The sequence below is a fragment of the Sutterella wadsworthensis genome, assembly GCF_003315195.1.
GTDB lineage: Bacteria > Pseudomonadota > Gammaproteobacteria > Burkholderiales > Burkholderiaceae_F > Sutterella > Sutterella wadsworthensis.
The window spans coordinates 1-16,633 of the sequence record NZ_QNRV01000015.1 but is presented as its reverse complement, the minus strand read 5'-3'; the positions used below and the strand labels follow the sequence as shown (position 1 = coordinate 16,633).

At 57.3% G+C, this 16,633-nt stretch carries 14 protein-coding genes and 1 pseudogene; 8 read left to right on the top strand and 7 right to left on the bottom strand.

Annotated features, from left to right (window positions below):
- Nucleotides 1-163 precede the first annotated feature (163 nt).
- The 5 genes from DES29_RS07230 to fadK all read left to right on the top strand — a co-directional run bounded on the left by DES29_RS07230 (nt 164) and on the right by fadK (nt 5,414).
- On the top strand, nt 164-925 hold the full coding sequence (locus DES29_RS07230; RefSeq protein WP_021996004.1) for an electron transfer flavoprotein: 762 nt from the start codon (nt 164-166) through the stop codon (nt 923-925).
- Nucleotides 926-949: 24 nt separating this feature from the next.
- On the top strand, nt 950-1,876 hold the full coding sequence (locus DES29_RS07225; protein WP_005432524.1) for an FAD-binding protein: 927 nt from the start codon (nt 950-952) through the stop codon (nt 1,874-1,876).
- Nucleotides 1,877-2,043: 167 nt separating this feature from the next.
- On the top strand, nt 2,044-3,339 hold the full coding sequence (locus DES29_RS07220) for an FAD-dependent oxidoreductase (protein ID WP_016474594.1): 1,296 nt from the start codon (nt 2,044-2,046) through the stop codon (nt 3,337-3,339).
- A complete protein-coding gene (locus DES29_RS07215) occupies nt 3,336-3,635 on the top strand; it encodes a ferredoxin family protein (RefSeq protein ID WP_005432521.1) in 300 nt (99 codons plus the stop codon). Before DES29_RS07220 ends, DES29_RS07215 begins: the two co-directional genes overlap by 4 nt.
- 114 nt (nt 3,636-3,749) lie before the next feature.
- A complete protein-coding gene (fadK, locus tag DES29_RS07210; protein ID WP_016474593.1) occupies nt 3,750-5,414 on the top strand; it encodes a medium-chain fatty-acid--CoA ligase in 1,665 nt (554 codons plus the stop codon).
- 90 nt (nt 5,415-5,504) lie between these two features.
- Here fadK and DES29_RS07205 read toward each other — a convergent pair whose 3' ends face one another.
- The 3 genes from DES29_RS07205 to DES29_RS07195 are packed head-to-tail and all read right to left on the bottom strand — an operon-like array spanning nt 5,505 to nt 9,384.
- Nucleotides 5,505-6,932 carry an FAD-dependent oxidoreductase gene (locus DES29_RS07205; RefSeq protein WP_113854660.1) on the bottom strand — a complete coding sequence of 476 codons (1,428 nt, stop codon included), beginning with the start codon at nt 6,930-6,932 and terminating at the stop codon, nt 5,505-5,507.
- Between the two features lie 2 nt (nt 6,933-6,934).
- Nucleotides 6,935-7,579, bottom strand: coding sequence for a response regulator transcription factor (locus DES29_RS12675; protein WP_113854659.1), 645 nt, complete (start codon nt 7,577-7,579; stop codon nt 6,935-6,937).
- Nucleotides 7,576-9,384 (bottom strand): sensor histidine kinase, encoded by a 1,809-nt coding sequence (locus DES29_RS07195; RefSeq protein WP_021995239.1) that lies wholly within the window; start codon nt 9,382-9,384, stop codon nt 7,576-7,578. Before DES29_RS07195 ends, DES29_RS12675 begins: the two co-directional genes overlap by 4 nt.
- Nucleotides 9,385-9,570: 186 nt before the next feature.
- Between DES29_RS07195 and DES29_RS07190 the strand changes: the two genes are divergently transcribed.
- Nucleotides 9,571-11,103, top strand: a complete 1,533-nt coding sequence (locus tag DES29_RS07190; RefSeq protein ID WP_113854658.1) for a flavocytochrome c — start codon at nt 9,571-9,573, stop codon at nt 11,101-11,103.
- 187 nt (nt 11,104-11,290) lie between these two features.
- Here the strand turns inward: DES29_RS07190 and DES29_RS07185 are convergent, their stop codons facing one another.
- The 3 genes from DES29_RS07185 to DES29_RS07175 all read right to left on the bottom strand — a co-directional run bounded on the left by DES29_RS07185 (nt 11,291) and on the right by DES29_RS07175 (nt 15,342).
- On the bottom strand, nt 11,291-12,148 hold the full coding sequence (locus DES29_RS07185; protein WP_249031204.1) for a helix-turn-helix transcriptional regulator: 858 nt from the start codon (nt 12,146-12,148) through the stop codon (nt 11,291-11,293).
- 114 nt (nt 12,149-12,262) lie between these two features.
- Complete coding sequence (locus DES29_RS07180) at nt 12,263-13,495, bottom strand: MFS transporter (RefSeq protein WP_021995237.1); 1,233 nt, start codon at nt 13,493-13,495, stop codon at nt 12,263-12,265.
- Nucleotides 13,496-14,169: 674 nt separating this feature from the next.
- Complete coding sequence (locus DES29_RS07175) at nt 14,170-15,342, bottom strand: iron-containing alcohol dehydrogenase (protein ID WP_113854657.1); 1,173 nt, start codon at nt 15,340-15,342, stop codon at nt 14,170-14,172.
- A gap of 547 nt (nt 15,343-15,889) precedes the next feature.
- On the opposite strand from DES29_RS07175, the gene DES29_RS07170 reads away from it, so the two are divergent.
- Both DES29_RS07170 and DES29_RS07165 read left to right on the top strand, forming a co-directional pair.
- Complete coding sequence (locus DES29_RS07170; protein ID WP_005432771.1) at nt 15,890-16,096, top strand: Flp family type IVb pilin; 207 nt, start codon at nt 15,890-15,892, stop codon at nt 16,094-16,096.
- A 24-nt stretch (nt 16,097-16,120) separates the two neighbouring features.
- The gene (locus DES29_RS07165; protein WP_113854656.1) at nt 16,121-16,420 is read left to right on the top strand and encodes a prepilin peptidase; all 300 of its coding nucleotides are present in this window, start codon (nt 16,121-16,123) and stop codon (nt 16,418-16,420) included.
- Between the two features lie 3 nt (nt 16,421-16,423).
- Here DES29_RS07165 and DES29_RS07160 read toward each other — a convergent pair.
- Nucleotides 16,424-16,633 (bottom strand): annotated as a pseudogene (locus DES29_RS07160) (IS1634 family transposase); the annotation flags it as partial.

Below are 16,633 nucleotides of genomic sequence, written 5' to 3'. Positions count from 1 at the left end.
GATTGTTTTTGAAGAGCACTATTTGCATCGATCGAAATGCGGTGCGAGCAAAAACTGCTCAATCCTTAAATGATCTAGTTTATTTAGCGGCGGCAAAAGCTTCAGATCTCACCATGATGCTCTGGGGTAAAGCTGCGTAATTTCTGAACCCCAAGGAGTCATTATGCATATCGTCTCGTGCTTCAAGGTCGTTCCCGAAGAGCAGGACATTGTTGTGACGCCCGATCAAAAACTCAGTTTTGATCGTGCGGATTTCAAAATCAGCCAGTTCGATCTGAACGGCATTGAAGCTGCTGTACAGCTTGCCGGTGAAGGCGACGTGGTGACGGCGCTCTCCGTCGGCGGCAAGATCCTCGAAAACTCCAAGCTTAAAAAGGACGTGCTTTCGCGCGGTCCTTCCGAACTGTGTCTGGTCAAGGATGACGCTGCGTTTGAAGGCGCGCTTGCTGAAACGACCGCCTCGGCGATTGCCGCCGCCGCCCGCACGACCGGTTTTGATCTGCTGGTGTTCGGTGAAGGGTCCGGAGACCTCTACGCTCAGCAGACCGGTCTTCTGGCCGCCCGTATCCTCGGCGTGCCCTGTGTGAATGCCGTGAGCAGCATTGAAAAGACCGATGCAGGCATCCGCGTAGAGCGCTCGCTTGAAAATGAAGTCGAAGTCATTGAACTCCCGCTTCCGGCCGCCGTCTGCGTCACGAGCGACATCAATGTTCCCCGCATCCCCACGATGAAGGCCATTCTCGGCGCCGGCAAGAAGCCCGCCAAGACCCTTTCGACGGCTGACATCGGCTGGAGCGCTCCGGCGAAGACCGTTGAGCTCGATGCTATTGAAGTGCCTCCGCGCAAAGAACGTGCTCACGAGGTCCTCGAAGGCGATTCCGCTGTGGCCGATTTCGCTGCCCGCATCAAGTCCGCCCTCAAGTAATAAGTCATCACGGAGATAAGAGTCATGAGCAAAATTCAAACTGTCTGGGTCTACGCGGATGCTGCTGAACGTTATGCGGATCTGATCGCCGGCGCGCGCCGCTTCGGCGCCGTGGTGAATGCTGTTGTGCCGTGCGAAAGCTGCGCTGCTGAACTTCGTGCCTGCGGTCCGGCGGCCGTCTATAACCTTGGCCTTGCCGAAGGCGAAGCCATTGAGAACTACGCGGAAACGATCGCTTCGCTCGCGCAGGGCGAAGGCAATCTGTTCCTTTTTGATGCCACTCGCCGCAGCAAGGCGCTTGCTGCCGGCGTAGCTGCTAAGCGCGGCGCCGGTCTCGTCAACGATGCGCTGAGCCTCGAAGCCGGTGACGCTGTGAAGGCCACCTTCCGCACCTACGGCGGTCTCGCTGCCGCGGCTGTCCGTATCGTTTCCGCTGACGCCGTGGTAACGGTCGGCGCGGGCGTCTTTGAACCCGAACCGGCAGATGCGTCGGCCGACATCCCTGTCATTGCGGTCGAGAAGGTCGCTCCGGCGGCCGCGATCGTCGTCAAGGAACGCCGTGCGAAGGCTGCCGCGAGCGTTGACCTCACGAAGGCCAAGCGCGTCATCGGCATCGGCCGCGGCATTGCCAAGCAGGAAGACATTGCGATGATCGAAGCCTTTGCCAAGGCTATCGGCGCCGAAATCGGCTGCTCCCGTCCGATCGCCGAAGGCGAGCACTGGATGGAACGCGAACGCTATATCGGTGTTTCCGGCACGCAGCTCAAAGCTGACATCTACATTGCGCTCGGCATTTCCGGCCAGATTCAGCATATGGTCGGCGCCGCCGACTGCGGCGTGATCCTCGCGGTCAACAAGGATAAGAACGCGCCGATTTTCAAGGATGCCGATGCCGGCATCGTGGGCGACCTCTACAAGATCGTTCCGGAACTCACCCGCGCGCTTTCCTAAGCGGCGCTGAGTTCACCGCAAAGGGCACCCCGCCGCGGGGTGCCCGCGACCCCACCTGCAACCCCTAATTTAAGGCGCCGGGCGTCTGCACTCGATGCCGGCAGCTCTCAAGTGCTCAGCACTGCCTGAGCTGCTGCCCAACAGCATCCGTCCGCGCTGTATCAACCATGTCCGAAGAAAAATTCGACGCCATCGTAGTCGGCGCCGGCGTAGCCGGCTGCGTGGCCGCCTACGTTCTTGCCAAGGAAGGGCTTGACGTTCTCGTGATTGAGCGCGGCAATTATGCCGGCAGCAAAAACATGACGGGCGGCCGTCTCTACGCCCACAGCCTCGAGCGCGTCATGCCGGGCTTCGCTGAGGAAGCGCCCGTTGAGCGCCTTGTGACCCGTGAGAAGATCTCCTTTATTACCGACGATGACTCGGTGACGCTTGACTATCACACGGGCGAAGCGTTCTCCGCGGAGGCGGCATCCTACACCGTGCTGCGCGGCAAATTTGACCAGTGGCTTCAGGAAAAGGCCGAGTCCGAGGGCGCCCAGTTCATTCCGGGTATTCGCGTCGATCGGCTGCTTCAGGATGAAACCGGCCGCGTGACCGGCGTTCAGGCGGGCGAGGACGAGCTCCTCGCCGAATGCGTGATTCTTGCCGACGGCGTTAATTCTCTTCTGGCCCAGTCGATCGGTCTGCTGCCGAAATATCACGCTCACCAGTACGCCGTCGGCGCTAAAGAAGTCATTGGCCTCTCTAAGCAGGTCATCAATGACCGCTTTGGTCTGAGCGACGGTGAAGGCGCTGCCTGGCTCTTTGCGGGCTCTGCTTCGGCCGGTCTGATGGGCGGCGGCTTCCTCTATACCAATGAAGACTCCATTTCACTCGGTGTGGTCTGCGGACTGGGCGATATTGAAAAGTCGCCCAAGACCGTGCCGCAGATGCTCGAGGATCTGAAGAATCATCCGTCGGTTAAGCCCTTGATTGAGGGCGGCGAACTGCTCGAATATTCCGGTCATCTCGTCCCCGAAGGCGGCTACGACATGGTGCCTGAAAAGCTCGCCGCAGACGGCGTGCTGATTACGGGCGATGCTGCGGCCTTGTGCATCAATCTGGGCTTCATTGTGCGCGGCATGGATTTGGCCGTCGCCTCTGGCGAATGCGCGGCTCGGGCCGTGATCGACGCCAAGAAGGCGGGAGATTTTTCTGCTGCCGGACTGGCCGGCTACCGGCGTCGTCTCGAAGAGAGCTTTGTGCTTCGCGATATGAAGCAGTACCGCAATGTGCCGCACCTGATGGAGAATCCGCGTCTTTTCTCGGACTACCCGAAGATGACCGCGGGCATCATGCGCGACCTTTTCCGCTACGACGGTTCGCCGGTCCCGCCGGTTCGCAAGAGCCTCTGGCAGCGCGTTAAGGCTGCCGGCGTTATGAATCTCCTTAAAGACGGCTACGGTTGGGGGAAAGCACTGTGAGCACGAAGGAAATTAAGTTCGTCAACGTGGACGAAAAGCTCGGCAAAGACAAGTTCTTTGTGGATGAGGAAAATGCGCACATCGTGCTCTGCGATGAGCCCGACCGCAAAGAATTCCGCAAGCTCGTGAAGGCTTGCCCGGCCAATCTCTATAAAGAGGCCGACGACGGCACGATCAGCTTTGACTGCGCCGGCTGCCTTGAATGCGGCACCTGCCGCGTCCTCTGCGGCGACACGATCCTCAAGAAATGGGAATTCCCGCAGGGAACCTTCGGCGTCGAATTCCGCTTCGGCTAAGCCGGCGTCTCCGGGGCTGAGCCTCGATTCTCCTAGCCGCCCGGCCTGCGGATTCCTCGGCGCAGGCCGGGCCGGTTTCTTCTCCAAGCCTTCCATTTGCATACCGCTCAAGTCATGCGTCCTGAATACACGATTAATCCCGAACGCCGGGCGCTCTATCGCCGTCAGGGCTTTTGGGGCGACGCCACGCTCGCTGATTATTGGCATCAGTCCGTGCGTGCTGTGCCCGACCGTACCTGTGTTGTTGACAGCCAGGGCGGCCGATACACCTACGCTCAACTCGACAAGAAGGCGCAGCGTCTGGCCGGCTGGATGCGCACGATCGGCGTCGGCCGCGGCGACGTGGTGGCGCTTAATCTGCCGGGCTGGGCGGAATTCACCATCGCTTATGTTGCGGCCTTAAAGCTCGGTGCCATCGCGATGCCGCTTCTGCCCGCATGGCGCGAGGCGGAACTCTCCTGGGCGCTCGATTGGTGTGAAGCCAAGGTGGTCTTTACCGCTACGGCTTTCCGCAAAAGCCGCCCGATTGAAATGCTTGCCAAACTCGCGCAGCACCTGCCGAGGCTTTCTGCTGTTGTGGCCGTGGAAAAAATGGCCCCGCTTGCCCCATCGCTGCGTTCGCAGGAGGGTGTTTACGCGTTCGAGGATGTCATTGCCGGCGCGGAACCGCTCCTCACGCCGATTCCCGCTGATGCCGATGAAGTCGCAGCAGTGCTCTTCACTTCAGGCACGGAAGGACGCCCCAAGGGGGTGATGCTCACGCACAACAACATTCTCGCGAGCGAACGCGCCTATGCCGACCGCCTCAATCTCACGTGGCGGGATGCTTTTCTGATGCCCGCTCCGCTCGGGCATGCGACCGGGTTTCTCCACGGGGTGACGCTGCCCTTCATTCTGGGCGGCAAGAGTCTGCTTCTCGATATTTTCCGCGCAGATGACTGCATGAATCTCTTTGAGGCCGAGAAAGCGACCTGCGTCTTGGGGGCGACGCCATTTGTCTTCGATATCCTCGAAGAGCTCCGGCAGCATCCGCGGGATTTGTCCTCGCTGCGCTTTTTCCTCTGCGGCGGCACCACCATTCCGCCAAAGCTCTTTGAGGACTGCCGGCCTTTCGGCATTCGGCTCTTATCCATTTACGGCTCGACCGAGTCTTCGCCGCATTCGCTGGTGCGGCTCAACGACACGCGCGAGCATACGGAAGAAACGGACGGGTGCGCAGTCGACGGCGTGGAGATCCGCGTTGTGGACGACAACCGGCATGAAGTGCCGCACGGCCAAGAGGGCGAAGAGGCGTCCCGCGGTCCGCAGGTCTTTGTGGGGTATTGGGGAGAGCCTGAGATGACCGCACGGGCGCTTGACGCGGACGGCTGGTACTATTCCGGCGACTATTGCCGCACGGATTCAGAGGGCCGCTACATCCGCATCACCGGCCGCAAGAAGGACATTATTGTGCGCGGCGGCGAGAATATTTCGAGCCGCGAAGTCGAAGACATTGTGCTCGAATATCCCGGCGTGCGGGAGGCCGCCGTAGTGGCTATGCCCGACGAACGTCTGGGCGAGCGCAGCTGTGCGTGCGTGAGCATGCGGCCCGGCGCCCCCGCCATGCATCTGACGGACCTCGTCGCTTTCTTTGACGGCCGGCGGGTGGCCAAATATAAGTTCCCGGAATATCTCGTGGTGCTCGATGCGCTGCCCCGGACGTCTTCGGGTAAGCTACAGAAATTTGCCCTGGCTCGAATGGTTCGTGAGCGTGTGGCAGCCGGTCAGCCCTCGGATTAGTCGGCCGCACTGTCACCGCCCTGATGATGAAAGTGAGGCATAACGAAGGCAAACCCATTCCGCCTTTGTGAGCAAAAGACTTGGAGCCTCTCAATGACTTGAGAGGCTAAGTTGAGCCGCTTCTTGGCCTGCGATTCTCCCGAAGACGACGCAGGCCAAAACGCCGTTCCCGCCGGGACGGCTTTTGCCGTGAAGATTCCCGACGGTCTCGCCGGCCGCAAAAAGACCCAAGAGGGGCTCCTCGGATTGATCCAGAACGCGGGCCTGCGTGTCAATGGCAACGCCGCCCTCGGTTGAATGGATGTTGAGCCGTTCTTCGCCGTAATAAAAGGGCGGTTCATCAAGCGCTTTAAGCATCGTCGTTTTGCCAAAGGCCTCATCGCGTCCAATGTGAACCGAATGGTTGTATTGCCTGACGGTCTCTTCCAATACCGCAGGATTGCAGCCAATGCCTTTGGCAGCCTCATCGAGCGTCGCGGCTTCGCGCACCGCGCCGGTCATCAGTTTGAGCGAAAAGTCGTTGTTTTTCACTGTTCCGGAGTCCGTGAGCACCCACATCTTTCCGTCGGGGAGGTTTTGCAGGGCTTGGCGCAGCGCGAGCCAGGACGCTCCTTCATCGATGAAGCGTCTGCCTTCTTTGGTGAGATAGATGTCGCCGCCGACATAACCCGTCACTCGGCCGCCGTTATAGGGAACGAGCAGAACGGAGTCCATATTGACGATCTTTGCTCCGACGGCGCGTGCCATGAGAATGCCGTCGCCGGCCGCACCGTCGGTCAGAATGCCGCGCGTATTGGCCGAACTGCGCAGCGTTGCCGCATAAGGGCCAAGCGCATTTTCAAGCAGGGCTGTATTGGCGGCAAAGCCGCCCGTAGCCAGAATCACGGCATGCGCTCTGGCTTCGAAAGCCTGACGGCCCCGGCAAACTCCCGCAGCACCGACAATATGGCCGTTTTCAGTGATGAGGCGTTCGGCACGATGCCCAAGCAGAATCTTCACATCCAGCCGGTGCGCACACTCGAGGAGCGCCATCACATAGTCATATCCGGCCCGCACAGGGCTTGAAATGTGACCCCTGCGCTGAAAGGATGAATAGGATTCGAAGACTTGGTCGCTCCAATGCACGCCGTGCGCTTCGAGCCACTGAAGCACCTCTGAAGAGGATTCGGCAAGCCGCCGCATCAGAATGGGGGAGGCGGTGTCTCCTCCTACCTGCAGCGACTGCTTCTCCATCAGCGCCGGCGAATCAATGATGCCAAGCGGTTTCTGCCGCTTGGGATCGACGGCATTGAAGTAGCCGCTTGACATGATTGAATGTCCGCCGATCATCACATCTTTTTCGAGAATTAGCACCCGTCGGGCGCCGGCTTCACGCGCAGAAACCGCTGCGCTCAAGCCTGCTAATCCCGCCCCGACGACAATTACATCGGCTGCGGCGAGGATTTCCTGAGGCCCGCACCAGGAGGGGCCGGCTGTTAATCCCAAAATGCCGGCAAAGAGCTGACGTCTGGTGATCATGCTCACTGCTCCAAGGAGTTTTCCGCACGCGCAAGAAACTGCGACGCAGTCAAAATCGTATTGACGCCAAGTTTTTGAAAAGCATTGGCGCGGTACATCTTCACGGTCGTCACGGAGATGCCGAGAAGATCCGCAATTTCTTTGTTTTGCATTCCTTTGACCGCAAGATCAATGACTTCACGTTCTCTTCCGGTGAGTGACAGCACCTGGCGTTCCATACGGCGGCGGTCATGCTCACGCTTAAAGGCATCAAGAGACCATGCGACGGCAGTACGAACTTTGGCGAGCAGCGCTTCAGGTTCAACGGGTTTTTCCAGAAAGTCGACCGCGCCGTTCCTCATGGCATGTACGGCGGTGCCGATGTCGCCATGGGCGCTCAAAAAAATGATCGGCAGCATTGGTTTGCGTCTCAGAAGCAGTGCGCGCTGAACTTCCAGGCCTGATCGGTCCGGCATGCGGTAGTCCAGAATAAGGCATCCCGGAGCGCTTAGATCCTCTTCATCGAGATAACGCTTTGCGCACGGCCATACGCGGACTTCAGGGAAAAATGTTTCGAAGAAAAATTTCTGTGAAGCCAGAAAAACTTCATCGTCATCAACGATTCGAATGACTGGACGGGTCGTTTCAATTTCAGCGGTTTGCATCATGATTCGCGCTCCTCGAATGCAGTGCCGCTGAGAGAGAGCTTCAGCGGAAAGCGCACGATGGCGAGCAGGCCGCGGTCAGGCTTGCGCTCAAAGACGAGCATGGCATCGGATCGTGCGGCGATGGAACGGGTTATTTCAAGGCCCAGACCCAGACCGTCCGGTTTCATGCTCGTTTGTGCATGTGAGAGTTTGAGAAATTGAGCATCGCTCAGCGCAGGACCGTTGTCTTCCACCGTGAGCTGAACTTCAGATGCTGAGCGTTCAATGCGGATGCGGATGTAGGGCGTCTCTACGCGCGTCTGTGCCTGCGCCGCGTTCCGGATGAGGTTGAGCACGAGGAGTTCGAGTTCAAGTTCATCGGCCACCACCCAGACATTTTCCGTTTCGGTCACCTCCACCGGAATACGCCCGCCTTCGCCGTTTCGATAAACAAGCACTGCTTTGCGGACAGCTGCCGACAAGGAACACGGCGCGGCAGACACCGGTCGATGCTTAGCATATTGCCGCACGCGGGAGATGATCTCTGAGATGCGTTCGGATTCCGCTCGAATGGTGCAAAGTCCGGCTGCGCATTCCGGGTGCGCTTTAAGCAGGCCGCCCAAACGGACGGAAAGCGCCGCCGAGAAGTTGATGATGGAGGCAACGGGCTGCTTCAGTTCATGGGCAATCATGCTCGAAAGCTGAGAAACCGCCCCGACACGCTCGACCTCGCCCAATTGTTTTTGCAGTTCGCGGATGGACTGCGCGTTGGCGTCACGCTCCATAAGCGCGTCCGAAAGCTCCTTTGTTCGCCTTCTGACGAGCACATGCACACGCAGTTCATTGAGGAGGAAGAGCACCATCAGCGCAGCAGCGAAGAGAAGCGGCCCTTTGTACCGCTCAATCACTGCGTGAACTGAAAAATCCCGAAGAAAAGCGTAGGGGCCGAGCCGCAGCGTACGGTAGAGCTCATTAAGCGCGCGAAAATCTCCGGCCGCCCACCATTCGAAGTCATTTGTGTTCGGCATGGTGAGCAGACCGATGGATACCTGACGGACGTCTTCGGGCGAAGCGGTTCCCATGGATGCCACAACCCAATCCGGATAGAGTGCGCTTGAGCGCCGGCAGGCAAGTTCGGGCGAAGTCTGCTCATGAACTACCCGCAGGAGCCCCTTCTCCAGTGCGCCGACTGATTCAAGCCGCTCGAGCATGCACGCAGGAATAACGCCGACATCAGCGCTGCCCTTCATGAGACTGCGGACGATGTCAGGAAAAGGAAACTGAAGAAAGATCGTCTCGCTGAAGAAATGCTCCGGGTCGTATCCTCGGGCCTGAATCTCGCCAAGTGCGGCAAGCCACCCGTCCACTGAGTAGGGTGTTCCGGCTGCAATGCGGACACCTTCGAGATCCGCAAGGGACTGAAGATCTGTGCGGTCTTCACGAACGACGAACGCGGCTGCCACGCCTCGAGACGGGTCTGCAGCTTCCGAGCGCTTGCGCGTGGCGAGGAGCCTCAGGTCATTCGTTTGGGCAAGCGTAAGGTAGAGCCCGCTCGGAAGGATCAGGAAGTCTGGATGCAGGCGTTTAACGTCGCGTGCAGCGTTGATGGCGGAGATGGTCTCAAAGGCAATGTTCCGTCCGGGGAGCGCTTGGCGGATAACGGCTCCTGTCGCAACAAAAAGGTGATCGCGCAGCCCGGGCTCGAGCGTTTCAGCCATGGCAATGACGATGGTCTTCTCTTCAGCCTCGGCATATCCGGGACGAGGAAGATTGGCCAAAAAGAAGGCTGCCGTGAAAACGGAAACGGTAAGGAAGCGACTGAGCATCAGGCAATGATAGTGGACTCATGCAGGTTTCCTCACCTCCGCCGGTACGTGAGGAAAACCTCACCTCACGCGGGAGATGCCTCTCGTTCAGGGCTCTCCATAGACTGCTTGGCAAATGCAGAGCGAAGCGCTTCCGTCAGGATGAAGCAAAAAAACGCTCAGCAGTATGGAGAAAGGAGAAACACCATGCAATCAACTCGACGCCATCTCTTCAAACTCGCCGGCGGTGCGGCGCTTCTGTCCGGTCTTTCTGCTGTGCAGGCCGCGGTTCCCCGCAGCAGCATTGAAAAATTCGATGAGCAATACGATGTCGTTATCGTTGGCTCGGGCTTTGCGGGACTCACCTGTGCGCTTCGGTGCGCCGAGAAGAATTACTCGGTGCTGCTGATTGAGAAAATGACGATCCTCGGCGGCAATTCGCTCATCTGCGGCGGCAACTTTGCCTGTCCGGGCAACCCCAATCAAAAGAAGCTCGGGATCAAGGATTCCCGTGAAATCTTTATCGGCGACTGCACCAGAGACGGCCTTGGAATCAACCATGTCGAACTGCTCGATGTCATCTATGACCGCTGCAACGATGTCGTGGCGCTCCTGCGCAAATACGGCTGCACGGTAGATGATTCCCATCTTGGCATCAGCAGCGGTCATACTGCGGCCCGAATCATTGAGTCAACGACAAGCGACGGTTCCTGCTATGTCCTGCCGATGCTCAAAGCGCTCAAAGGCATGAAGAATGTCACGATCATGAACCGCACGAAAATGGATTCCTTTGTGATCGATGATGCCGGCCGAGTGGCGGGCATCGCTGCGCGCACCAAATACAGCTTCAACTCCAAACTTGCGAGCGACGATGCAGACAATACGTCCGGTGAGCAAAAGTTCTACGGTGCCAAGCGCGGCGTGATGCTTGCCGCAGGCGGTTTCTCCCGCGATACGTGGTTCCGTCAGATGCAGGATCCGCGCGTGCAGCCGACCATGGATTCAACCAATCAGCCCGGCGCAACTGCAGGGGCGCTCACTGCCGCTTTGGACATTGGTGCCGCCCCGATTCAGATTTCTTGGCTGCAGTTCCTCCCGTCATGCAATCCTGATGAGCCCGGGTACGGCATTTCGGCAAACTTCATCGAACACGCCTGCTACCGCTACGGCATCATCGTGAATCCCAAGACGGGCAAGCGTTTCGTTAACGAGCTCGCGGGCCGCCAGCCTAAAACGGAAGCCATGTTCGCCGTCATCGGCAACGATGAAAACTATCCGGTGGCGATCGGTGACTCTGCGGCGGCTAAGGCCGTGAATCCTGCCTTCCTCATGGCTCCGCTCGAAAAGAAGACCGTAAAGGTATTTAACTCTATTGATGAACTCGCTGATTTTTATAAGATTGACCGCAAAGCGCTGCGTGACACGATTGAGCAGTACAACGCTGCCGTTAAGAGCGGGAAGGATGAAGCCTTCGGCAAACCGATGAATGTGACGAATGGAATTGATGTATCCAAACCGCCTTTCTATGCCGGCCGCGTTTGTCCGAAGATCCATCACACGATGGGCGGCGTTCTGATTTCGCCCAAAGGCGAAGTCATCCACATGCGCACGCATAAACCCATCCCCGGTCTTTATGCCGGCGGCGAAGTCACGGGCGGGGTTCATGGAGCGAGCCGTCTCGGTACCGTCGGCATCATCGATGCTCTGACATTCGGCATGGTGGCGGGCGAAAACATTTAAATGGCCGCTCAGCGGAGGCCGAAACTTTAACCTAAAGGATGGATGCATCCGGACCGCCAACGGTCGGCTCCATAGGAGGCGCATAAAAGAATGGGAGGCAGCGTTTTGTCAGTCAGCGCTGTCTCCCATTTGCAGGGTGAAAATAATGCGTCAGATAGGGGCGCAAAGCCTATTGCTTTCCAAACGATCAGTCTTCGGACGCTTCGTCGGGATGCTCTCCCGAACTCTTGCCAAAGCGCCGACGGTACTCCGAAGGCGAGCAGCCGACGTGGCGCTGGAAGAGTTTGGAGAAGTGATAAGTATTTTCGTAGCCGATATGCCAGGCGATTTGGTTGAGACTCTGCGTAGTTGTAGTGAGCGCAAATTTTGCTTCGGTAATGCGCCGTTCAATAACGTAGTTGATCGGCGAAACCCCGTATTCGCGTGCAAATTCATGAGCGATATAGCTCACTGACGCGCGAAAGCGTTTGGAGAGCGCCTCAAGGGTGATCTTTTCTCGATAGTTTTCGTTGAGGTAAACAAGCACCTCTCGGATCAAGGCGTTCTTGAGCTGCTTGTCTTTCCCGGGACGAGCTGCAAGTTTGAAGTTTTCGCGGAAAAGAACGGTTAGCAGCGTGGCAATCAGATTGCCGAGAATGTCAACGAGAGGATTGGCCTGGGTTACAAGCGTGTCAAATTCGCGAAAGAGCGTGCGGATGGTATCTACGCCGAGTGCTGCGTGAACGACCGGAACAGAGTCCGGTTCAAGAATGAGGGACTCTCCTCGAACGTCGTGAAATTTGAAGCCGTAGACGGCGCAGGTGAATGTTTTTGCCGGATCAGCGTCACTTGAGGCAAGCATATGGAACTTGCCGTGCTCCAAGGCGATGATGTCGCCGGCATGAGCCACGTATTTGTTGGCATTGACCATCACCTCTACCGTGCCTCGTTCGACCCAGATAAGCTCTGTTTCGTTTTCATGCATGTGGTAGCCCGAAGCCCAATGCGGATCGTCACTGACAACATAGCGCATAACGCGGGGCGTTTTGCCGCTTTCAAAATGCATGACGCCTTGAGTCTGGAAGACATGTTGATACATGGTTCTGATGGCCGATGAAATTGAGATGTGTTTAGCCTACAGGGAAGAGAACGGTAAACCGTGTATACCGTTGCTCTGCACTTAATTCAAATCAATAGCCTGCGCATGACGACTTCTCCAGGCAATAAAGACGGCGAGCAAGATGCCGCATCCGGAGATGATGACGTCAAATTTGAAGATCTCATGGATAGACCATTCGCGGACGATCCAGGCCGTGATGAGCGGCATGGTGAAATTGGAGATGCTCCCCGCACTGTAATAGATGCCTGTGGCCCGGCCTCTGGCCCGAGGAAACTGAGCTGCCATCATGGCGAGGCCAAGCTGAACAACGCCGCCGGCGGCAGCAAAGCCGAAAATAAATGAGAAGCCGAACATCACGGTCGGCGACGGGAAAAAGCAGGCGACGGCGAGCGCGAGCGTTGAGACAGTGGTGCAGCCGAGCAGCATCATCTGCGGAGACAAAAATGTCCGCAGTGCGAGCGATGAGCAGAACACCCCGGCAAGTGATCCGGTGGTGTATATCGAGAGCAGTTTGAGCGCCTCAGAATAAGGCATTCCGGCAACGGATTCCCCGTACTGCGCGAGCCACTGACTCACAATGTAAAAAGTGGCCATCGCGGTGTACCCAAAGAGGGTGTAGCTGATGAGTTCGGGCATCGCGATGCGGCTGCTGCGCTTCAATTTGAGCTTCGTTTCGGGGTCATTGAGCTGCGCGAGCTCAGCGGCAAGAGGCTCGCCGAGGCGTGTGGGCTGATCGGGAACCTTAATGGGCATCCAGAAGAGCACGCAGAAGTTGAGTGCAAGGATGGCGGCTGCAATGAGAAGACTCCAGCCAAACCACAATTCATGAGCGACCAAAAAACTCAGAATGAGCGGGAGCGAAAACTGCCCCGCTGCGACAAACGCTTTGACCAGAATGACTGCCGGTCCCGGTGCCTTCGGGAAGAGTTCCATCAGACGAGGATAGGTGCCGGCATCGAGCAGACTGTTGGCTGCGCCGGCCAAGAGTCCGAAGAAATAAGCCGTTCCGACATCATGCGTAAAAAGCAGGCCGATGAAGAAAGCGAGATAAGTGACAGTGCCGAGCAGCACGAAGGGACGCCGGCCGTATTTGTCTGAAAGCGAACCCGCCAAAACCAGGAGCGCAAGACGGCCCAGACCCAGCGAGGAAATCACGACAGATACGCCTGCAGCATCGGTCTGCCACTGCACTTCGAATTCGTGAACGTTGAGGCTCATCACGAGAACGCCGATGCCGTGTACCAAGTAGTTGAGGTACAGACAGAAAGCGCCGAAGTATTTTTTCGCAGACATTAAGACGATCTCCTCTCTGGGCCTGCGAATGCTGCCGGCTTGGGTGCCGTTTTCGCTTCCCGCCCGAGGGGGAGGTACGGTCTGAATAGTTTGGTTTGAGCAAAGGCCGGAAACACCGCCTTGAGCTGTGTTCCTGCGCTTTGTCTCTATCCAAAGTTGATCCGGTATGTCGTTCGTAAGCCGGAGGAAATTGTCGACTGCAGAGCAGGTGTGCCTCTACCTCGAGCTGTGCATGCCGGCACAACAAAACTGCACGATGCATAACGAGGGGAACGGATGCTCGACGGCGATTAAATCACGACGAGACTGCGCATTTTATTGAAAAATAGGTAAGTATACAAATAGGGCTGAAAGGATCGTGTTTGCCCTCCGGCGGGAGGTAATCTCAAAAGTGAAAGGGGGTATGCTGCAGAATAGTTCAACAATGCGGCGTAGTCCGGAGTGCGGGAGGTGCAAAGGAGTGCTCTCCTTTTGCCGAAAGGAGAGACCTTAGACCGTGTTAGTTCGGATGACCTAGCAGGGTCAAAAGAGTGCTTCGCGTCGGCATTTGAAAAATCAGCATGACTCGCCATGCAGCAAGCCTCCGACATAAAGAAACCCGCATCCCATTTCGAGAGGCGGGTTTGGGCTGGGCGGCAGGCTTCGAGGCTGCCGCCGGCAGAGGCGCTGCGGAATCAACGCCAGGCAGAATCCAAAATCGATACGGTGTCTTCAAAAGTGAGTGCAACGGCATCCTGCTCAAAGAGCGCGGCTCCGACGCTTCGCGCTTTGGCGGCAAGCTTCGGGATGTCGTCGCGCGTAATGCCGTAGTCGCTCATCTTCAGGTCGGCTACGCCGCAGGCGATCTGAAGGTCATGGAGGGCGCGCAGGAAGTCATCCGGATGAACGGCATCCTTGACGCCGAGTGCATGAGCGAGCTCGATAAAGCGCATCGAGTTGGCTCCGGTCTTGATCATGTGACTGAAATAGGCGATCGACAGCATAATGAGGCCGGCGCCGTGCTGCATTTCGGGGCATTCGCCTGAGAGGGCATGCTCGAGAGCGTGCTGGCTTGTCAGCCGGCAGCAGGCCATGACATAGCCGCCGAGGGTATTGGCGATGGAAACATGCTCGCGGGCTTCGAGGTCATGGCCGTCCTTCACCGCACGGGCAAGACCCGATGCGATGTGGCGCACGGCCTCAAGCGCAAACATATCGGACATGTAGTTGGGACGCTTCGTGAGGTAGCCTTCAACGGCATGAAAGAGCGCGTCAAATCCCTGATAGGCCGTGAGCTTGGGCGGCACTGAGAGCGTGAGTTCGGGATCTACCACGGCGAGTACGGGGTAAAGGCCGGGATGGCCGCCAAAACCGATTTTTTCTTTGGTTTCGGGGTTGGAAATAACGCCGCCGCCGTCGACTTCGCTGCCGGTGCCTGCAGTGGTGGAAATGGCCACGATGGGGAGCGGAGCAATTTCAATGCGCTTGCGCCCGCCGGTCCCCTGAGGCACATAGTCCCAGAAGTCGCCGGGGTTGGTCGCCATCATGGCCACGGCTTTGCCGCAGTCCATGACGGAGCCGCCGCCCAACGCAATGACAAAGTCGCACTCGGCTTCACGGGCGGCAAGCGCGGCTTTCATGACGTTGTCAACAACGGGATTGGACTCCACCATCGGGCAGTACACATATTGAGCGCCTGCGCGCTCAAGCGCTTTCATGGTGCGCTCAAGTGCACCGGTGCGTTCAGCGGATTTCCCGCGAGACGTGAGCAGAAGCGCCTTCTTGCCGGGAAGCTTTTCGTCACCCAAGGCGTCAAGCCGGCCGGAGCCGAAAATAAGACGAGTGGGCGTCTGGAATGTGAACTTCATATGAAAGGCCTCCAATGGAATCGATTCTGAGTGTTGGGCAATCTTTCCCGCGGGGCGGCAGCTGTTTGAGGGAGCCGCTCAGGCGAATATACAAATAATAGTGAAGCCGCCGTCGATCGGCGTCACGCAAAACGGCGGGTTGTCAGTTTGGACGTCTGAATCAAGCGGTGGCTGCGGCAGCTGCCGGCAACGGCTGTGCATATCACTTTAGGCATAAGCCAGCAGAACAAATGGGAGGGGGACAGAGGTAGGTAAAGGATTATATGTAAGGGTAACCCATACACCTAATTCAATTATATACAAGCATTATTGATCCGATATGCGTCCTGACTGGACGTATCTATTTTTTGGCAATATCTCAAACGTATACTTAGACAGGCGTTTCCAAGGGGGTATGCAGTTGAAAATTCGGATTTACCCTTGTAATATTCGCGTCACAAATGCGAATGATTCGCATAAGTATATTTATTTAGCTGCAACCTCCCTCGAAATTGTTTATGAAATAAACAATAGTGACTCGGGAGAGGGGGCCTAACGATTGAATCCCATGAAAATCTCTCAGTCCCTTCGCAAGTTTGCCGCTGATGAAAGCGGCGTTACCGCTATCGAATACGGCATTCTGGCTGCAGCGATGGCTGCGGCCGTCGGCTACATCTTCTCGTCGGACGGCGCATTCATCTCCGCGCTGCGCGACAAGTTCCAGCAGATTGCAGACGATATCTCCGGTGCCGGCAAGAACGTCAGCATTAAGTAACTAAGCGGCAGGCTGCACTGCAAAATGAACGCGCTGGGCGTATGGGGGCAGTTCTTCAGCATGGCCATTCTGGGGTTGGTTCTCTGGGCGGCTGTGTCGGATCTGCTTTTCCGACGCATACCGAATGCGGCAGTCGTCTCTATCGTCCTTGTCGAGGCAGCGGCGCTCGCGGCAGCTTCGCTCGCGGGAAATGGAACTGCGGCGCTCGGTCTTCTGCAAAGCGGTTCAGTTTGGGCTGTAGGCGTGCTTATTGCGGGATTTCTTCTTTATCTCACCGGAAGGATGGGAGCGGGCGACGTAAAGCCGGAACTCCCGGATAACTGATCCCTAATTTTTCAGCACCCGGGGCGGATTTTCTAAGCCAAGCAGCGCGAGCATATCGCGCTGCTTTTTCGTAATGGTGCGGGTCACCCATGCGTTGGCCGTTTGGCGCTTGTCAGCCTGAATCTGCTTCAAGATCGTGAAAAGACAATCGATGGAGTTATTGGGGATTTTGCGATTGCCTTGCTCACGGTCGTGGGCTCCCTTAATGGCCAT